Annotated in this window: 19 protein-coding genes and 3 tRNA genes; 7 read left to right on the top strand and 15 right to left on the bottom strand. The window is 73.7% G+C overall.

Annotation, left to right across the window (positions count from 1 at the left end; all coding sequences use genetic code 11):
• Positions 1–88: 88 nt before the first annotated feature.
• The 4 genes from rplK to DNL40_RS00095 form a co-directional block, all read right to left on the bottom strand.
• Positions 89–520 (bottom strand): 50S ribosomal protein L11, encoded by a 432-nt coding sequence (rplK, locus tag DNL40_RS00110; protein WP_111249222.1) that lies wholly within the window; start codon positions 518–520, stop codon positions 89–91.
• Between the two features lie 114 nt (positions 521–634).
• Positions 635–1429, bottom strand: a complete 795-nt coding sequence (gene nusG, locus DNL40_RS00105; RefSeq protein ID WP_111249221.1) for a transcription termination/antitermination protein NusG — start codon at positions 1427–1429, stop codon at positions 635–637.
• Between the two features lie 62 nt (positions 1430–1491).
• The gene (gene secE, locus DNL40_RS00100) at positions 1492–1740 is read right to left on the bottom strand and encodes a preprotein translocase subunit SecE (RefSeq protein ID WP_245885544.1); all 249 of its coding nucleotides are present in this window, start codon (positions 1738–1740) and stop codon (positions 1492–1494) included.
• A gap of 142 nt (positions 1741–1882) precedes the next feature.
• A tRNA-Trp gene (locus tag DNL40_RS00095) sits at positions 1883–1955 on the bottom strand.
• Between the two features lie 202 nt (positions 1956–2157).
• On the opposite strand from DNL40_RS00095, the gene DNL40_RS00090 reads away from it, so the two are divergent.
• The 6 genes from DNL40_RS00090 to DNL40_RS00065 all read left to right on the top strand — a co-directional run bounded on the left by DNL40_RS00090 (position 2158) and on the right by DNL40_RS00065 (position 8223).
• Positions 2158–3186 carry an ABC transporter ATP-binding protein gene (locus tag DNL40_RS00090; protein WP_111249219.1) on the top strand — a complete coding sequence of 343 codons (1029 nt, stop codon included), beginning with the start codon at positions 2158–2160 and terminating at the stop codon, positions 3184–3186.
• On the top strand, positions 3183–4079 hold the full coding sequence (locus DNL40_RS00085; protein ID WP_111249218.1) for an ABC transporter permease: 897 nt from the start codon (positions 3183–3185) through the stop codon (positions 4077–4079). The genes DNL40_RS00090 and DNL40_RS00085 overlap by 4 nt, the downstream gene beginning before the upstream one ends.
• Positions 4066–5367, top strand: a complete 1302-nt coding sequence (locus tag DNL40_RS00080; RefSeq protein WP_111249217.1) for a sensor histidine kinase — start codon at positions 4066–4068, stop codon at positions 5365–5367. Before DNL40_RS00085 ends, DNL40_RS00080 begins: the two co-directional genes overlap by 14 nt.
• Positions 5364–6005: a response regulator gene (locus tag DNL40_RS00075; protein WP_111249216.1), complete on the top strand. Its 642-nt coding sequence runs from the start codon at positions 5364–5366 to the stop codon at positions 6003–6005. The genes DNL40_RS00080 and DNL40_RS00075 overlap by 4 nt, the downstream gene beginning before the upstream one ends.
• A 36-nt stretch (positions 6006–6041) precedes the next feature.
• Positions 6042–7106 carry an adenosine deaminase gene (locus DNL40_RS00070; protein WP_111249215.1) on the top strand — a complete coding sequence of 355 codons (1065 nt, stop codon included), beginning with the start codon at positions 6042–6044 and terminating at the stop codon, positions 7104–7106.
• A 151-nt stretch (positions 7107–7257) separates the two neighbouring features.
• Positions 7258–8223, top strand: a complete 966-nt coding sequence (locus DNL40_RS00065; RefSeq protein WP_179950877.1) for a L,D-transpeptidase family protein — start codon at positions 7258–7260, stop codon at positions 8221–8223.
• 24 nt (positions 8224–8247) lie between these two features.
• On the opposite strand, the gene DNL40_RS00060 is transcribed toward DNL40_RS00065, so the two are convergent.
• Positions 8248–9420 carry a UDP-N-acetylmuramate dehydrogenase gene (locus DNL40_RS00060; RefSeq protein WP_111249213.1) on the bottom strand — a complete coding sequence of 391 codons (1173 nt, stop codon included), beginning with the start codon at positions 9418–9420 and terminating at the stop codon, positions 8248–8250.
• Positions 9421–9460: 40 nt separating this feature from the next.
• On the bottom strand, positions 9461–10807 hold the full coding sequence (locus DNL40_RS00055; protein WP_111249212.1) for an MFS transporter: 1347 nt from the start codon (positions 10805–10807) through the stop codon (positions 9461–9463).
• Between the two features lie 146 nt (positions 10808–10953).
• Between DNL40_RS00055 and DNL40_RS00050 the strand changes: the two genes are divergently transcribed.
• Positions 10954–12141 carry a LacI family DNA-binding transcriptional regulator gene (locus DNL40_RS00050; protein ID WP_111249211.1) on the top strand — a complete coding sequence of 396 codons (1188 nt, stop codon included), beginning with the start codon at positions 10954–10956 and terminating at the stop codon, positions 12139–12141.
• A gap of 136 nt (positions 12142–12277) precedes the next feature.
• On the opposite strand, the gene DNL40_RS00045 is transcribed toward DNL40_RS00050, so the two are convergent.
• The 9 genes from DNL40_RS00045 to DNL40_RS00005 all read right to left on the bottom strand — a co-directional run bounded on the left by DNL40_RS00045 (position 12278) and on the right by DNL40_RS00005 (position 18378).
• Positions 12278–12703, bottom strand: a complete 426-nt coding sequence (locus tag DNL40_RS00045; protein WP_111249210.1) for a MaoC family dehydratase — start codon at positions 12701–12703, stop codon at positions 12278–12280.
• Positions 12700–13167 (bottom strand): FAS1-like dehydratase domain-containing protein, encoded by a 468-nt coding sequence (locus tag DNL40_RS00040; RefSeq protein WP_111249209.1) that lies wholly within the window; start codon positions 13165–13167, stop codon positions 12700–12702. The genes DNL40_RS00045 and DNL40_RS00040 overlap by 4 nt, the downstream gene beginning before the upstream one ends.
• Before the next feature lie 22 nt (positions 13168–13189).
• Entirely contained in the window at positions 13190–13360 is a 171-nt protein-coding gene (gene rpmG / locus DNL40_RS00035) for a 50S ribosomal protein L33 (protein WP_021482899.1), read from the bottom strand.
• Positions 13361–13461: 101 nt separating this feature from the next.
• Positions 13462–13538, bottom strand: a tRNA-Met gene (locus DNL40_RS00030).
• 65 nt (positions 13539–13603) lie between these two features.
• Positions 13604–13676 (bottom strand) — tRNA-Thr (locus DNL40_RS00025).
• A gap of 204 nt (positions 13677–13880) precedes the next feature.
• Entirely contained in the window at positions 13881–14954 is a 1074-nt protein-coding gene (locus DNL40_RS00020; protein ID WP_111249208.1) for a Gfo/Idh/MocA family protein, read from the bottom strand.
• Positions 14955–14991: 37 nt separating this feature from the next.
• Positions 14992–16155 (bottom strand): Gfo/Idh/MocA family protein, encoded by a 1164-nt coding sequence (locus DNL40_RS00015; protein ID WP_111249207.1) that lies wholly within the window; start codon positions 16153–16155, stop codon positions 14992–14994.
• Positions 16156–16168: 13 nt separating this feature from the next.
• Positions 16169–17473: an ABC transporter substrate-binding protein gene (locus DNL40_RS00010; RefSeq protein WP_111249206.1), complete on the bottom strand. Its 1305-nt coding sequence runs from the start codon at positions 17471–17473 to the stop codon at positions 16169–16171.
• A gap of 38 nt (positions 17474–17511) precedes the next feature.
• Positions 17512–18378: a carbohydrate ABC transporter permease gene (locus DNL40_RS00005; RefSeq protein ID WP_111249205.1), complete on the bottom strand. Its 867-nt coding sequence runs from the start codon at positions 18376–18378 to the stop codon at positions 17512–17514.
• Positions 18379–18420: the final 42 nt, after the last annotated feature.

Raw genomic sequence — 18420 nt, 5'->3', positions numbered from 1 at the left:
GGACCGGGGTGCTCTGCTCGCTACCGAGCAGAGCACCCCGGGATCAGGCAGAGCCCGCTGTGCGCGCCCCGCCTCCACCGGCGCTCCGTCAGAGCTCGGTGGTGATGCCCATCGAACGCGCGGTGCCGGCGACGATCTTCATCGCGGCGTCGATGTCGTTCGCGTTGAGGTCGTCCATCTTGGTCTGGGCGATCTCGCGGACCTGGTCCGCGGTGAGCGAGCCGACCTTGACGGTGTGCGGCGTGGCCGAGCCCTTCTGGAGGCCCGCGGCCTTCTTGATGAGCTCCGCGGCCGGCGGCGTCTTCGTGATGAAGGTGAACGAGCGGTCCTCGTACACCGTGATCTCGACCGGGATCACGTTGCCGCGCTGCGACTCGGTGGCCGCGTTGTAGGCCTTGCAGAACTCCATGATGTTGACGCCGTGCTGACCGAGCGCGGGGCCGATCGGCGGGGCCGGGGTGGCGGCGCCGGCGTTGATCTGGAGCTTGATCAGCCCCACGACCTTCTTCTTGGGAGGCATGGTGATTCCTGGCTTTCTGTTTCGTGGGCCGACGCCGTGGGCGATGACCCGGTTGCATGCTGCCGCCGGCGGCCGTGGCCGCCGCGGTCACGCGGGCTGCCGCCCGCGCACCGGTCAGATCTTGGCGACCTGGTTGAACGACAGCTCGACCGGGGTCTCCCGGCCGAAGATGGAGACGAGGACCTTGAGCTTCTGGGCCTCGACGTTGATCTCGGAGATCGTGGCGGGCAGCGTGTCGAACGGGCCGTCCGTGACGGTGACCGACTCGCCGACCTCGAAGTCCACGACCACGGGGGCCTTCGACCGCGTCGCCGACGCGGCAGCCGCGGGCTTGCCCGGCTCGGCCGCCGGCACCATCGTGGGCGCGAGCATCGAGTAGACCTCGTCGAGCGTCAGCGGCACCGGCTGGTGCGTGTGACCGACGAAGCCCGTGACGCCCGGCGTGTGGCGCACGGCGCCCCACGACTCGTCCGTGAGGTCCATGCGCACGAGGACGTAACCGGGGATACGGACGCGACGGACGGTCTTCTTCTGCGCGTTCTTGATCTCGGTCACCTCCTCCATGGGGACCTCGATCTGGAAGATGTAGTCCTCCATGTTCAGGCTCTGGATGCGGTTCTCCAGGTTGGCCTTCACACGGTTCTCGTAGCCGGCGTACGAGTGGATGACGTACCAGTCACCGAGCTGCGTCCGCAGGGTGCGCTTGAACTCCTCGGCCGGGTCCTCGACGACCTCGTCCTCGGCAGCGCCGTCCTCGGCGTCCTCGGCGGGCGCGGTCTCCTCGACCTCGCCGTCGGCCGCGTCCGCGGGCACGTCGAAGGGTGCCTCGTCGCCCTCGACGGGCGCGGCGGCGTCGACAGACTCGGGGGCGTCGACGTTCTCCGTCTGGTCCAGAGGCTCCTGGGACACGAACGAACCTGCTTTCCGACTACTCGATTGGGGTGATGCGGGGTGGGACGGCGGTGCGGCAGTCAGCCGAACAGGGCGAAGACGCCCAGACCGATGAGGTAGTCCAGCGCCGACACGAAGATCATGACCACCACGACGAACACGAGCACGACGGCCGTGTAGGTCAGCAGCTCGGAGCGGGTCGGGGAGACGACCTTCTTGAGCTCGGCGATCACCTGACGCACGAACAGCGCGATGCGGGCGAAGAGACCCTTGCGGCCCTTGTCCCCGTGCGCCGTCGTGGCCTCGACAGCCCCGGCGGGTTCGCTCACTGTGCCCAACCCCGTTTCGCGACGTGTGCCCCGTGCCGCCTGTCGGCGACGGACGCACTGACTCATGGCGTTCCGGGGGCCACCGCGGTGGACCCCGCTGCGCGCGGCCCGACAGTCTGGAAACCACGGGGGATCACGCTTGCAGGGTAGACAGGACTCGAACCTGCAACCTGCGGTTTTGGAGACCGCTGCGCTACCAATTGCGCCACTACCCTTCGTGCCGACGACGCCGTGTGGCCGCTCCCGAGGGCGCGTTCCAGCATGGCGGCCGTCAACCACCGAGGGACCACTGTACGCGACTGCGGCCCCTGGGTCGAACCGCTCCCCCGCAGACCCGGTGGGTCCACCGTCCGGTGGACCCCTGGTCCCTCCCGACGAGGGTCCCGCGCGGGCGCCCCGCTGCGCGAGCGTGGAGCCATGACCACCGCACCGACCGGGCGCGCCGCCCCGGGCCCCGCCGTCCACGTGGCCGGCCTGCACAAGCGCTACGGCTCCAAGCAGGCCGTCGACGGGCTCGACCTCGACGTGGCCGCGGGCGAGATCTTCGCCGTCCTCGGCCCCAACGGCGCCGGCAAGACGACCACCGTGGAGATCCTGGAGGGCTTCCGCTCCCGCGACCGTGGTGAGGTGCTCGTGCTCGGCGAGGACCCCGCGACCGCCGGCCGGCGCTGGCGCGCCCGCATCGGCGTCGTCGGCCAGGACTCCCGCGACCTGTCGGAGCTCACCGTCTCCGAGACCGTGCGCTCCACCGCACGCTCCTACCCCGACCCGCGCGACCCGGACGAGGTGATCGCCGCCGTCGGCCTCGAGGACAAGGCCAGGACCCGCACACGGGCGCTGTCGGGGGGCCAGCGGCGCCGGCTCGACGTCGCGCTCGGGATCGTCGGCCGGCCCGAGCTGCTGTTCCTGGACGAGCCCACCACCGGGTTCGACCCGCAGGCGCGGCGGGCGTTCTGGCAGCTGCTCCGCTCGCTGCGCGAGGACGGCACCACCATCCTGCTCACCACCCACTACCTCGACGAGGCCGCGGCGCTGGCCGACCGCGCCGCCGTCGTGCGCGACGGGCGCGTGGTCGCCCTGGGTGCGCCGGAGACCCTGGGCGGCCCCGAGGCGCGCACCCCCCTGGTCTCGTGGACCGAGGGCGGGCAGGTACGCACCGAGCGGACCGCGGCGCCGACGGCGTTCGTCGCCCACCTCGCCGCACGGCTGGGGCCCCACGGCGCACCCGACGGGGAGGTCCCCGGCCTGCAGGTGGTGCGCCCCACCCTCGAGGACGTCTACCTGGGCCTGATCGAGGCCTGGGACGAGACCCCCGGCCGCTCCCCCGCCGCCACGGACCACGGCGCCACGGACGACGGCGCCACCATCCCCGAGGCCGCCGGGGCGGCCGCAGCCCCCATCGAATCCCCCACGGCAGCCGGGCCTACCCTCCAGGAGCAGCGATGAGCACCCCACGGCCCACCACGGCCACCCAGCCCGCCGCCGAGCGCCCTCCCGCGCCTCCCGCGCGCACCGAACCGCGCCTGCCCGGCGTCCTGCCGCTCGCCCTGGTCCGCGCCCGCGTCGAGCTGCTGGGATTCCTGCGCGAGCGCGACGCCGTGTTCTTCATCCTGCTCTACCCGGTGCTGATGCTGCTGATCTTCTCCACGGTGTTCGGCTCCGACGGGCTGGGCCTGGTGGACGACGCCGGTCGCGAGGTGAGCTTCGCCCGGTACTTCCTGCCCGGCATGGTGGCCACCGGCGTCATGCTGTCGAGCTTCCAGTCGCTGGCGATCTCCGTGGCGGTCGAGCGCGACGACGGCACCCTGCGGCGCCTGCGGGCCACGCCGCTGCCGCCCGTGGCGTACTTCCTCGGCAAGGCAGGGCAGATCCTGGTGGTGACGCTCGGCCAGGTGGCGGCCCTGCTCGCCGTGGCCGCGCTCGTCTACGACGTACCGCTGCCGGACGAGCCCGGCCGCTGGTGGACGTTCGCGTGGGTGCTGCTGCTCGGTTCCGCCACGGGCACGGTGTGCGGGGTGGCGTTCTCCTCCCTGCCGCGCTCGGGCCGCTCCGCCACTGCCGTGGTGACGCCGGTCGTGCTGGTGCTGCAGTTCATCTCCGGCGTCTTCTTCATGCTCGACCAGCTCCCCGTGTGGCTCCAGCGGGTGGCCGAGGTGTTCCCCCTGAAGTGGATGGCGCAGGGCATGCGCTCGGTGTTCCTGCCCGACTCCGCCCTGGTGCTCGAGCCGAGCGGCTCCTGGCAGCACGGGCCCGCCGCTGCGATCCTGGGGGCATGGTTGCTCGTGGGGCTCGTGGTGGGCGTGCGCACCTTCCGCTGGCGGCGGCGTGACGACGGCTGACGGCACCGCCACGGCGCGGGCGGCCGACGACGGCCCGCCCGCGGCCGGCGGCCCCTACGCCTCGTGGGACCGCGTCGTCGTGTGGTGGGACGCCGCCTTCTACGCGCTGCTGACGCTGTGCGCGGTGTCCCTGGCCCTCACGGACGTCGCGGGCCCGGACCTGGCGCTGGCGCTCGGCTGCGTGGCCGTCATCGCGGTCGCTTACGCCGTCGTCGGCGCACGGGCGGCACGGACCCGCGAGGTCTGGCGGGCACGGGCCTACCTGACGGTGCTGGTGGGGGCCACGGCAGCCGCGGCCACGACGGCGCCGGTCGCCACCCTCCTCCTCTTCGTCACCTTCACCCACGTGTGGATGCTCTCCGAGCACGTGCTCGACGGCGTCGTGTTCTCCGCGCTCGTGTGCGCCGGGGTGACGCTGGCGGTCGCCGCCGGGGAGGGCTGGAGCGTCCCGGTGCTGCTCGAGGTGGCTCCGCAGATGGGGGTCGCGTTCGTGTTCGCCGTGGGTCTGGGCCTGTGGGTGGCGCGCACCATGCGGCAGTCGGAGGTCAACGCGCGGCTCGTGGACCGGCTGCGTGCCGCCCAGGCGGAGCTCGCCGCCTCCCAGCACGCGGCCGGCGTCGCGGCCGAGCGCGAGCGGCTCGCGCGGGAGATCCACGACACCCTCGCCCAGGGCTTCACCTCCGTGGTGATGCAGGCCCAGGTGGCGGCGGCGGCGCTCGACCGCGGCGACGAGGCCACGGTCCGCGAGCGCCTCGCGACCCTGGAGGCGACGGCGCGCGACAACCTGGCGGAGGCCCGCGGGCTGGTGGCGGCGTTCTCGCCCGTGCCCCTGCACGGTGCCACGCTGGCGGACGCGCTGGACCGCCTGGGCCGGCGGTGGTCGGCGGAGACGGGCGTGCCCGTGCGGGTGGAGACGGCCGACGTCGGCCCGCTGGGGCCGCAGGAGGAGGTGGTGCTGCTGCGGTCGGCGCAGGAGGCGCTGGCCAACGTGCGCCGGCACGCCGGGGCCCGCACCGTCGTCGTCCGCCTGACGGGCGGGGGCGGCGCACCGGTGGCGCTGGAGGTGCTGGACGACGGGCAGGGCATCGCGCCGGGCACCGAGGAGGGGTTCGGGCTGCGCGGCATGCGGGAGCGGGTGTCGGCGGGCGGCGGCACGGTGGCGGTGGGTCCCGGGTCGGACGGCGGCACGGCGGTGCGCGTGCTGCTGCCCGCGCGTGCACCGCAGGCCGGGACGGAGCGGGCAGGCGCCGGGGCGGCGTCGCCCGGCACGAGGGAGGGCGAGGCGTGAGCGGGACGACCGTGCGGGTGCTCGTGGTGGACGACCACCCGGTGGTGCGCTCCGGGCTCGTAGGCATGCTGGCCGTGGAGCCCGACCTGGACGTGGTGGGCGAGGCCGCCGACGGGCAGGCGGCGGTGGACCTCGCCGCCCGGCTGCGCCCCGACGTCGTGCTCATGGACCTGCGCATGCCGGTGCTCGACGGCGTCGGCGCCACCGCAGCCCTGACCGCCGGCGCCCCAGGCGGCGGACCCGCGCCTCGCGTCGTCGTGCTGACCACCTACGACACCGACGCCGACATCCTGCGGGCGGTGGAGGCCGGCGCCACCGGGTACCTGCTCAAGGACACGCCGCGGGACGAGCTGGTGCGCAGCGTGCGCGCCGCCGCCCGCGGTCAGACGGTGCTCACCCCCACCGTGGCCACGCGCCTGGTGGGCAGCGTGCGCACCAGCGCCGAGCGGCTGACGCCCCGGGAGGCGCAGGTGCTGGGACTGGTGGCCGAGGGCTTGTCCAACGCCGAGGTGGGGCGGGCGCTGTTCATCGGCGAGGCCACCGTCAAGACGCACCTGCTGCGCTCGTTCGCCAAGCTCGGGGTGGACGACCGCACCGGGGCGGTGACCGAGGCACGACGGCGCGGCTGGCTCGCCTGACCTGCGAGCGGGCCCCGGCCTGCGAGACTGCCGGACGTGCGAGACCTCGCGACGCTGCCCAAGGCGCACCTGCACCTGCACTTCACCGGTTCCATGGACGTGCCCACGCTGCGCGACATGGCCGCCCGCCACGGGATCCGCGTCCCGGCCGCGCTGGTCGACGACGACCCGTTGCGCGTGCCCGCGGACGAGCGGGGCTGGTTCCGGTTCCAGCGCCTCTACGACGCCGCACGCGCCTGCGTGCGGTCCGAGGCCGACATGCGCCAGGTGGTCGACGCCGCTGCCCGGGCCGACGCCGCCGAGGGGTCGGTGCGGCTGGAGATGCAGGTGGACCCGACGTCGTACGCACCGTTCGTCGGCGGCATCACGCCCGCCGTGGAGATCGTGCTCGACGCCGCGCGCGAGGCCAGCGCCGCCCACGGGCTGGAGGTCGCCGTGGTGGTGGCCGCCAGCCGGATGCGGCACCCGCTCGACGCCCGCACGCTCGCCCGGCTCGCCGCCCGGTATGCGGGCGAGGGCCCCGGCGAGGTCGTCGGGTTCGGCCTGAGCAACGACGAGCGGCACGGCGACACCGAGCAGTTCGCGGCAGCGTTCCGCATCGCCCGCCGTGCGGGGCTCGCCGCGGTGCCCCACGGGGGCGAGCTGCTGGGCCCGGCCCACGTCGCCACCGTGCTCGAGTCGCTGCACCCCGACCGGCTCGGCCACGGGGTGCGGGCCAGCGAGGACCCCGCCGTGCTGGCCGACGTCGTCGAGCGGGGCGTGGCCCTGGAGGTGTGCCCCGCCTCCAACGTGGGCCTGGGGGTGTACGAGGACGTCGCCGAGGTACCCCTGCGCGCCCTCGTCGACGCCGGGGCCACCGTGGCGCTCGGTGCGGACGACCCCCTGCTGTTCGGCTCCCGTCTCACCGCCCAGTACGAGGCGGCCCGCACCGCGCACGGCTTCTCCGACGCCGAGCTGGCCGACCTGGCTCGCGCGTCGGTCCGCGCCAGCAGGGCCTCCGACGCCAGCAGGGCGAGCATGCTCGCCAGGATCGACGAGTGGATCTCCCAGCCGGAGGAGGATGGCGCGGAGACCGGCGAGGAATCTGTCACGAACGGGTGACGATCCCCGGCTGACGCTGCAGACCGGCCCGCCACCGGGCACCGTGGTGACCCAGGGCCGACGAGACACGGGAGAGTGAATGGCGCAGCGGGCGCACGGGGTGGACGAGCGACGGGCCGACGGGCGACGGCCGGACGGGGCGGCACGTGCCGTGCCAGCAGTGCGGCGGGCCCTCGTGGTGGGCGTCGTGCTCGCCCTCGGAGCGTGCGCCTGGCCCGGGCAGCAGGGCGCCGGCACCGCCTCCCCCAGCTCCTCCCCCACCTCGTCCGCGACGGCCTCGCCCAGCGCCTCCGCGAGCGCCGAGCCCGACGAGGGGCTGGCCCCCGAGCCCGGGCAGGAGCCGACGCCGGAGCAGGACCCCGCAGGCGAGGACGCGGGCTCGCAGGACCAGGGCTCGCAGGACCCGGGCTCCGAGAGTCCCGCGGCCGAGGACCCGGCCGCGGACGACCCCGCTGCTGAAGGCCCCGCCGGGGCTGCGGGCGAGCCCGGAGCGGAGGCCGAGGAGGATCCCGGCCCCGAGCTCGTCCAGCGCGGCGACGAGGGCCCCCAGGTCGAGGCGCTCCAGCAGCGCCTGCAGGACCTCGGGTACTTCCTCCTCGAGGTCGACGGACGCTACGGGTGGGCCACGCAGCAGGCGGTGTGGGCGTTCCAGAAGGCCGCCGGCCTCACCCGGGACGGCGTCGTCGGTCCCCAGACGCAGCAGGCGCTCGACGCCGGCCACGTGCCCGCACCCCGCTCGGCGTCCGGGCACGTCCTGGAGATCGACGTCGACCGGCAGCTCGTGCTCGCCGTGGACGACGGGCGCGTCGTCCGGGTCATCAACGCCTCGACCGGCAACGGCGAGCGCTTCGTGGCGCAGGGACGCGAGTACGTGGCCCGCACCCGGCCAGGCACGTTCGAGGTCTACCGCCAGGTGGACGGCATGCACTCCTCGACGCTCGAGCTGGGCGACATGTGGCGGCCCAAGTACTTCAACGGGGCGATCGCCGTGCACGGGTCGCCGTCGGTGCCGCCCTACCCCGCCTCGCACGGGTGCGTGCGCGTGTCGAACGCGGCGATGAACTGGCTGTGGGACGACTGGGGCCTGCCGCAGGGCACCACGGTGCTCGTCTACTGAGCCCGGCCACCGGCGCGGGGCGCGTCAGAGGCTGACGCCGACCAGGACGGGCTCCGGCTCCAGCTCGACGCCGAACGCGTCACGCACCCCGTCACGGACCGCGCGCGCGAGCGCCACGACGTCCTCGGCACGCGCGCCGCCCCGGTTGGTCAGCGCGAGCGTGTGCTTGGTGGACAGGGTGGCCGGGCTGCGCTCTCCCGCCAGGCCGTACCCCTTGCCGAACCCGGCGTGCTCGATCAGCCAGGCGGCGCTCGTCTTGACCAGGGTGGGGTCCACGGCGCCCAGGCTGGGGCCCGTGGAGGTCTCGGGGGTCGCCGAGCGCACGGGGTACCGGGGAGCCTCGGCGGGCAGCGCACCGGCCTGGTCGGCCGGCACCACCGGGTTGGTGAAGAACGACCCGGCCGACCACCGGTCGTGGTCGGCGCCCGGCGCGGACCCGAACCGGCCGTCCTGGAGCATGCCCTTGCCGCTGCGCAACTCCAGGACCGCAGTCCGCACCTCCTCCGACGGCGCCCGGGTGCCCACCTCGACGCCGAGGCGGCGCGCCAGCTCGGCGTAGGCCACGGGGGCCGAGAGGGTGCCCAGGCGCATCTGCATGCTCACCTCCAGCACCACGTAGCGCGGCGTGGGGTACCAGGGAGCCTGCGGGTCCTCCTGCGTGGGCCGGCCGCGCATCGTGCGCTTGAGCAGCGACGTGCGGTAGCCGAACCCGAGCTCGCCGACGGCGAAGGTGCGCACCCGGCCGCGCAGCCGGTCCCAGGTGCGCACCGTGGAGACGACGCCCGCCACCTCCTGGCCGTAGGCGCCGATGTTCTGCACCGGGGCAGCCCCCACCGTGCCGGGGATGCCCGACAGGGCCTCCAGGCCCACCCACCCGTGCTCGACGGCGGCTGCGACGAGCTCGTCCCAGTCCTGGCCGGCCACCGCGGTGACGCTCGCGCCCCCGCAGGAGTCCTCGCCCTGCACCTCGAAGCCGGTGCGCACGTCACGCACGACGACGCCGCCGAAGCCCTCGTCGGCCACCAGCAGGTTGGACCCGCCGCCCACCACGAGCACGGGCCGGCCGGCGTCGTCGGCCGCGCGGACCGTGTCGATCAGCTCGGCCTCGGTGCTCGCCTCGACGTACGCGTCGGCAGGGCCGCCCACACGCAGGGTGGTCAGCTCGGCCAGGGCGGGGGCGGAGGTGGAGATGCTCACCCGCCCAGGGTAGGCCCGACGACGACGGCGGGCGTCGCCGTCAGGCCCGCTCCTCCTGCGCCTGCGCCTGCGGCAGCGGGCGGGCGGCCCCCGCCACGGACAGCCCGATCACCACAGGTGCCGCGATGACCAGCAGCGCGTGCCGGTACCCGGTGTGCTCGGCGAGCAGGCCGATCAGCGCCGGGCCGATGAAGAACGCCGAGTAGCCCACGGTGGAGACCACCGACACCCGCAGCGCGGCCCGGCGCGGGTCGTCGGACGCCGCCGACATGCCCATGGGGAACCCGAGGGCGGCCGCCGCCCCCCACACCACCACGCCCACGAGGGCGAGCCACAGCCAGGGCGAGAACACGAAGAGGCCCACGCCCACCAGCGCGCCCAGGGCGCTCAGCCGCAGCACGGGCACGCGCCCGAGCCGGTCGATCAGCTCCGTGCCCACCAGGCGGGCCGCGGTCATGGCGGCCAGGAAGATCGCCAGGCCCAGGGCGCCGGTCGCCTCCGACGCCTCGAAGCCGTCGACGACGGCCAACCCCAGCCAGTCGTTCGCCGCACCCTCGGTGAGGGCTGCGGCCAGCACCACCAGACCGATGAGCAGGGTGCGCGGCTCACGCCAGGTGGCGAGCACGTCGCGCCAGCCGTGCGCGACCTCGTCGTGCTGCCCGCCGGCCACGGCCGTGGCGGGGCCGGCACCCGTGCCCGCCGACGCCGGGGCCGCCGTCGTCGGCTCACCGCCGGTGCTCTCCCCCGCCCGGCCGGTGCCGGCCACCGCCTCAGGGACCGCGGCGCCGCCCGCAGCGCGCGCCGTCACCGGCGTCGAGACGAACCACCGCACGCACACGGCCGCGGCGAGCAGCGCCAGGACCATCCCCGTCACCACGTGCACCGCGAACGGCAGCCCGAGGGCGGAGGCACCCGCCCCCATGCCCGCGCCGGCCACCGTGCCGAACGAGAAGCCCGCGTGGAAGCGCGGCATGATCGCCCGCCCCAGCCGCTGCTCGACGACGGCGCCCTCGAGGTTCATCGAGGCGTCCCACACACCGATGCCCACGCCCGCCAGGAACAGACCGGCACGCACCACCATGGCGTGGGAGTCGACCACGCCGACGCAGGCGACGGCGTAGCCCGCCGTGGCGACCAGCGAGAAGATCACCACCGTCCGGGCCGCACCCAGCCGGGCCACGATCATCCCGGACAACGGCAGCGCCAGCACCGACCCCACCGCGCCGGTCAGCACCAGCAGGCCCATCTGGCGCTCGGAGAAGTCGAGGCCGTCACGGACCGCCGGCAGACGCGAGGCCCAGGTGGCGAAGGTGAACCCGTTGGCGAGGAAGACGACGAAGACGGCCCACGCGGCGTTGCGTGCGCGATCGGCGGAGTGGCTGCTCACGCCCCTGACGCTCTCCTACCCCGCACCCCTCGTCAAATCGTTTCGCGACAGCATCCGCACCGCGCAGGTAGGCTCACGCCCACCGCACCGCGGGACGAGCAGCGACCACAGCCCGGCCACCGGCCGGGCGCGACCGAGGAGGCACGATGGGCCGCAGCCCTGGGAGCCGCCCCACCCTGGCCAAGGTCGCCGAGCACGCGGGCGTGTCCGTCTCCACGGCCTCGCTCGCGTTCTCCGGCGCCGGGCCCATCACCCCCGAGACCCGCGACCGGGTGCTCGCCGCCGCCGCCGAGCTGGGCTACTCCGGCCCCAACCCGCTGGGCCGGCAGCTGCGCTCCGGGCGCTCCGGCATCGTCGGCGTCGTCATCGGCGACCAGCCCGGCCGCGCGTTCCGCGACCCCGTCTCCGTCCAGGTGCTCGACGGCCTCATGCAGGTGCTCGGCGAGCAAGGGCTCGGCGTGCTCCTGGTGCCCGGCATCGACCGCGACGCCTGCGCACCCTGCGCCGACCCCGCCGGGCACAGCGGCGCGCAGACCGGCGGACAGACCGGCGGGCAGGGTGGTGAGCAGGGTGGCGAGCCCGCGGAGCGCCCCCGCGTCGCTCCCGTGGACCCCCTGGTCGAGTCCGCCGCGATGGACGTCGCGGTGCTCGTGTGGGGCGTGCTGACCGACGACCCGAACCTGGCCGCGCTGCAGCGACGCGGCGTCCCCGTCGTCGTCGGCGAGGGGCACGAGGTCCAGGGCTCCCCGTTGGTCCGCATCGAGGACCGCGCCGGGGCCGCCGAGGCGGTCCGGCACCTCGTCGACCTCGGGCACACCCGCATCGCCGAGATCACCCTCCCGTTCGGCCGCGGGGAACGCTCCGGCCCCGTGGACGCCACCCGGCTGGGCCTGGTGGACCGCACCCCCGCCCGCAACCGGCTCGCCGGCGTCCGTGACGTCGTCGAGCCCGTGCTGTCGTGGGAGACCCCGGCGTCCCTCGTCGAGCACGGCCGTGACGCCGCCACCGAGATCCTCGGCCAGTGGGTGCCGGCGACCGAGCGGCCCACCGCGATCTTCGCCCACTCCGACCTGCTCGCCGCGGGCGCCGTGATCGCCGCGCGCGAGCTGGGGCTGCGCGTTCCCGAGGACGTGTCGATCGCCGGGTTCGACGGCCTCGACCTGCCCTGGCTCTCGCCCGACGTGCTCACGAGCGTGCACCAGCCGCTGCGGGAGAAGGGCGCCGAGCTCGGCCGCGCCGTCGTCGCGCTGCTCGCCGGGGAGGATCCGGCCGAGCACGTGCTGCCCGTGCGTCTCGTGCAGGGCACCACCACCGGGCCCGTCCCCGAGGCCTGACGCCGCGCTGCCGCTGGGCAGGGGCTGGGCCGGGCGTCTGGGCCGAGCCGAGCCGAAGCAGCGTGCCCCACGCGCACAGCAGACGACCCTCCTGCCCGTCGGGCAGGAGGGTCGTGACGTGCGCGGCCGGTGCGGCTCAGAGACGGACGAGCGCCTGCGCCTTGCCCAGCACCTTGGCGCCGTCGTGCACGACGGTGAGGTCCACGCGAGCGGTCCGCTTCTCCAGGTCGACGGCGCCGATCGTGGCCGTGACCTCGACGGCGGCCGTGCCGTCGGCCGGCACCGGCACGGGCCGCGTGAAACGGGTCTGGTAGTCGACGACGGCGCCCGGGTCACCGGCCCAGTCCTCGACGACGGCGACCGCAGAGCCCATGGTGAGCATGCCGTGGGCGATGACGCCCGGCAGGCCGACCCCGGTGGCGAACGCCTCGTCCCAGTGGATGCGGTTGAAGTCGCCGCTGGCGCCGGCGTACCGGACCAGGCGCGGGCGGTCGAGCTCGAGGGTGCGCGTGCCGACGACGTCGCCGACCGCGAGCTGCTCCAGCACGGGCTTGTCGCTCATCGACCCTCCCCTCGCACGGCGAGCGTGGAGACCACGGTCGAGACCGGCTCGTGGCCGTCGGCGGTGACGGCGGAGATCTCGCAGCGGGTCGTGACCATCGCGATGCCCGCGCGGTGGACCACCGAGTCGACGTGCAGCACGGTGACCAGCTCGTCCCCGGCGACGATCGGGCGGTGGTGCGTGAACCGCTCGTCAGCGTGGACCACGCGCGAGAAGTCGACGCCTGCGGCGGGATCGGTGATGTACTGCGCCTCGGCCCGCTGGGCGATCACGACGGCGAACGTCGGAGGCGCCACCAGGTCCGGATGGCCGAGACCCCGCGCCACCACGATGTCGTGGTGGGCGGGGTGCAGGGCGCCGACGGCGTCCGCGAACTCGCGGACCTTCTCGCGACCGACCGAGTACGCCTGCGTGGCGGGGTACTCGCGCCCGGCGAAGGCCGGGTCCGGCAGCGTGACCGTCATCTGGTTGTCGTCGACCGGAGGGTCAGCGGGTCTCGCGGTGCGCGGTGTGCTTGCCGCAGCGCGGGCAGAACTTCGCGAGCTCCAGGCGGTCCGGGTCGTTGCGACGGTTCTTCTTGGTGATGTAGTTCCGCTCCTTGCAGTCCACGCAGGCGAGCGTGATCTTCGGGCGGACGTCCGCGCTCTTGGAAGCCATGGTGAGTCACCTCTCGCGCCCCCGGAAGGCGCCACGTGCAATCGGGTGTCAGCACGACGCCGGTCGTCGTGCCGATGGTCCGCTGGACCGTCGGTCGTGAGTGGTAGCGAGGGCGGGGCTCGAACCCGCGACCTCACGATTATGAGTCGTGCGCTCTGACCAGCTGAGCTACCCCGCCACAAACGTGACTCAACGCGAGGCCGCCGCCGTCGTTCCGGAGGCGGCCCCGCGCCGTGATCACAGAGCCCCGAAAGGGAATCGAACCCTTGACCTTCTCCTTACCATGGAGATGCTCTGCCGACTGAGCTATCGGGGCAGCGGGGAAGACTCTACACGGGTTCGGGCCTGCCACGAAATCGGCTCAGCCCCTTCGTGACGCACGCCTCAGCGGACCCGTGCGGAGCCCTCTCCGGCACCTCTGCGCCGAGCCGCCCCAGCGCCGCGCGCGCCCGCCCAGAGCCACCCCAGAGCTGCTCCAGAAGCGCCCCAGGGCCGCCCTGACGGTCCTGGGGCGGCGCCGTCAGGGCGCCAGCACGCGAGCCCCGAGCTGCGCCCGCACGCTGAGCTCGGCGGCCTTGAACGCGTGCGCCTGCGTCATCGCGTGCTCGGTCCGCTCGAGGCAGTCGAGGATCAGCTGCCCGAAGTAGGGGAAGCCCACGGTGCCCTGCGCCTGCAGACGGTGCTCCCCGTGCTGGTCCACGAGGAACACGTTCCCCGGGCCGTCGTCGGTGCCCACGTTGATGTACTTGCGCAGCTCGATGTAGCCGTCCGTGCCGAGGATGAACGTGCGCCCGTCTCCCCAGGTGCGCAGCCCGTCGGGCGTGAACCAGTCCACGCGGCAGTACCCGCTGGCACCGTTGTCCATGACGATGCTCGCCTCGCCGAAGTCGTCGAGGCCCGGGTGCTGCGGGTGGTGGTAGTTCGCGATCGCCGAGTACGCCACCTCGGCGTCCTCGGCGCCGGCGAAGTGCAGCATCTGCTCGAAGTTGTGGCTCCCGATGTCGCACAGGATGCCGCCGTACCGCTCCTTCTCGAAGAACCAGTCCGGCCTGCCGGTACCCAGCCTGTGCGGCCCCATGCCCATCACCTGGACCACGCGCCCGATGGCGCCCCGGTCGACGAGCTGGCCCGCCAGCACGGCCGCCTCCACGTGGATGCGCTCGGAGTAGTAGACGGCGTACTTCAGCCCCGTGCGGGCCGTCGCCTCCCGCGCGGCCTCGAGCTGCTCCAGCGTGGTCAGCGGCGCCTTGTCGGTGAAGTAGTCCTTGCCCGCCTCGATGACCCGCAGGCCCAGGGCGCAGCGCTCGGAGGTGACGGCGGCGCCGGCGACCAGCCGTACCTCCGGGTCGTCGAGCACCTCCTGCTCGCTGCGGGCCACCCGGACACCGGGGAACTTCGCCCGGAACGCGTCCACCTTGGCCGGGTCGGGGTCGTAGACCCAGCGCAGGGTGGCCCCTGCCGAGACGAGCCCCTCGCTCATCCCGTAGATGTGGCCGTGGTCGAGGTGCATCGCGGCGAAGACGAAGTCGCCGGGGCCGACGACGGGTGCGGGCACCGGCTCCGGTGCGTACTGGGCGCCGCTGGTGGAGGTCATGGTTCTCCTGGTCCTGTCCGTAGGGGTGGGGTGGCGCTCAGCGCGCCGCGGGGCTGCCGCCGACGCTGATGGCGCCGGCCTGGTCGGGGACGGACGCCGTCTTGGCGAAGAAGCGCGGGGCGCGCTCCACGAGGGTGCCCGCCTGGTAGTACGGGTCCTCGGGGCTCAGCGGCAGGTCCACGGTGCGGCGCTCGATGCCGGCCTCGTAGATCGCCGTCACGAGCTCGACGGCGCGCCGGCCGTCCTCGCCGTCGATCGCCGGGCGCCGTCGGTCGCGCACGGCGGCGAGCACGTCGCAGATCTGCCCGGCGTGGCCCTCGTGCTCCAGCGGCCGGTGGGCAGCCGCGAGCGCCTCGATCTCCGCGACTCGTGCGGGGTCGCCGCCCGGTGCCGGGAAGCCGTTGGGCTGCGCGACGTCGGCCACCACGCTCCACGGCTGGGAGACGCGGGCGTGACGCCCCTGGACGACGATCGCCTGCTCCTCGCCGTGGTGCACGACGGAGCTGGTGACCTCGGCCAGCGCCCGGTCGTACTGCAGCACCGCCACCGAGAGGTCCTCGACCTCGGCGTTCTCGTGGGCGGCGTTGGTGAGCACGGCGGTCACGGAGCGCGGGGCGCCGAGCATCCAGAGGGTGAGGTCGAGGTGGTGGATGGCGTGGTTGAGGGTGCAGCCGCCGCCCTCGGACTCCCAGGTGCCGCGCCACCACAGGTCGTAGTAGGGCAGGCCGCGCCACCAGGCGGAGCTGACCTGGACGTGGGAGACGGGGCCGACCAGGCCGGAGTCCAGGACCTCCTTGAGCGTGGCCGTGTCGTCGCGGAACCGGTTCTGGGCGACCACCGAGAGGATGCGCCCGTTCTCGCGCGCAGCGGCGATCATGGCGTCGCAGTCGGCGAGCGAGGGTGCCATGGGCTTCTCGACGAGCACGTCGACGCCGGCCCGCAGCGCCGCGACGGTGAGCGCGGCGTGCGTGGAGGGCGGGGTGGCGATGCTGACGAGGTCGAGGTGCTCGGCCGCGAGCATCTCCTCGACGCTCTCGTAGGCGCGGGCCTGGCCGACGCCCAGCTCCTCGCGTCGCGTGGCGGCCTTGCCGGGTGCGGTGTCGCAGAGGGCGACGACCTCGCACTCCTGCTCGAACCGCTGGTAGCCCTGCACGTGCAGGGTGGCGATGCTGCCCGTGCCGATGATGCCGATCTTGAGCATGGTTCCTCCGTTCTCAGCGGGCTGCGGCGACGGAGCGCTGGATCTCGGCGATCAGCGCGTTCGCGGCTTCCAGCGGGGTCTGCCGTTCGAAGATGACGTCCTGCTGGTAGCGCAGGAGGATCGTCTGGATGTCGGACGCGCCGTTGGGCACGATCGCAGGTGCGTCGCCGAGCTTCGGGGTGCGCTGGGCGGCGAAGTCGACGGTCTTCTGCTCCTCGGCCGTCAGCTCGTCCGCGAGCGCCTCGACCACGTCGGGGTTGGCGGGGATGCCGCGCTCGGTGCCGAGGATGCGGCCGGCCTCTGGGTCGTTGACGAGGAAGTCGATGAGGAGGGCCGCCTCGGCGGGGTGCTTGGCCTTGGAGGAGACGGACCAGTACATGCCGGGCTTGAAGTAGTCGTACGGCGTGGTGTCCTGGTCGGGGGTGGGCAGCGGCACGAGCTCGATGTTGGCGCCGCTGGCGGCGGCGTACGCGGTGATGAGGGTCGAGGACGTGAAGACGGAGGCCGCCTTGCCGATGGAGAAGTCCTGCTGGTCGAGCGGGAGGGTGATGGTCTCGGCGGTGACGGAGGCGGGCGGTGCGGCGCCGTCCTTGGTCCAGTCGAGCGCCATCTGGAAGTAGGCGGCGAGGGTCTCCGGCTCGATCACGATGTCGTCGGCGGAGAACAGCTCGTCGCCCAGCTGCCGGGCGAACAGCTGCAGGGAGTACTCGTTGTAGAGGATGCCGGTGCCGTACGTGCCCGCCGGGGACTTCTCGGTCACCTCGCGCGCCCACGCCTCGAACTCGTCCCACGTCCACGTGGAGGTGTCCGGGAGCGGTACGCCCAGCTCCTCGACGAGGTCGGTGTTGACCAGCAGGGCGGTGGAGGTGGTGGAGATCGGCATCGCGTAGAGCTTGTCGTCCCACCGGCCCATGTCGAGCACGGACGGCTCGAGGGTGGACGTGTCGAGCTGGTCCTGGGTGCCGAGGTCGACGAGGCTGCCGCGTGCCGCGTAGGAGGCGAGGTAGAGCTGGTCCATCTGGACGACGTCGGGCGAGTTGCCGCCGGCGGTGGCGGTGGCGAGCTTCTCCCAGTAGCCGTTCCAGTCGGAGAACTCGGGCTCGACGGTGATGTTGGGGTACTTCTCCTGGAAGAGGTCGAACGCCTCCTGGGTGCGGGTGTGGCGGGCGTCGCCGCCCCACCACATGACGCGCAGGGTGACGGGCTCGTCGCTGAGCTCGCCGGAGCCGGTGCTCTCGGCGACGCCGCACGCGGCGAGCGTCAGGGCCGTGGCTGCGGCGACGGTGCCGGCGGCCGTGCGGCGGGTGCGGTTGGTCATGGCAGTGGTCCTTCGCTGTGTGGTGCGTGGCTGCGGGCTCACTTGAGCCCGGTGGTGGCGATGCCCTGGACCAGGTACTTCTGGCCGAGGGCGAAGGCGAGCACGAGCGGCACGATCGCGACGACGCTCATGGCGAACATGGCCCCGAACGACGACGTGGACTGGGCGTCGATGAACGAGCGCAGCGCGATCGGGACGGTGTAGAGCTGCGGGTCGGTGAGGTAGATGAGCTGGGAGAAGAAGTCGTTCCAGGTCCAGATGAAGGTGAAGATCGCCGTGGTGGCCAGGGCGGGCTTCATCAGCGGCAGGATGATCTGCAGGAAGATCCGGGCGTGCCCGGCGCCGTCGATGCGGGCGGCCTCGTCCAGCTCGCGGGGCAGCCCGCGGATGAACTGGACCATGAGGAAGATGAAGAACGCGTCGGTGGCCAGGAGCTTGGGCACGATCAGCGGCCAGAACGAGTTCACGAGGCCGGCCTGGGCCCAGAGGATGTACTGCGGCACGATCACGACGTGCACGGGCAGCATGATCGTCACGAGCATGTAGCCGAACGCCGTCCGCTGGAACCTGAATCGCAGGCGGGCGAACGCGTACGCGGCCATGGAGCAGCTGACGAGGTTGCCGACGATGGAGCCGAGCACCACGACGGCGGAGTTGAGCAGGTAGACGCTGAACGGCCGACCGAGCGCCGTCCACCCGTAGGTGTAGTTCTCCACGTGGAACGTGGTGGGCAGGATGGAGGGGTTGCCGAAGATCTGGCCGTCGGGGCGCAGCGAGCTGACCACCATCCACAGCACGGGGTAGAGCGCGAGGAGCACGCCCAGGGCGAGCACGACGTGCTTGAGACCGTGGCGCAGCCGGTGGCGGCCCTGTCCGGGGCGCCACCGGCTGCGCCACGGTCTCAAGCACGTCGTGCTCGCCCTGGGCGTGCTCCTCGCGCTCTACCC

This window comes from Xylanimonas oleitrophica (assembly GCF_003244315.1).
Lineage (GTDB): Bacteria > Actinomycetota > Actinomycetes > Actinomycetales > Cellulomonadaceae > Xylanimonas_A > Xylanimonas_A oleitrophica.
The sequence above is the reverse complement of the archived record's forward strand: the minus strand, read 5'-3'. Positions and strand labels throughout refer to the sequence as shown.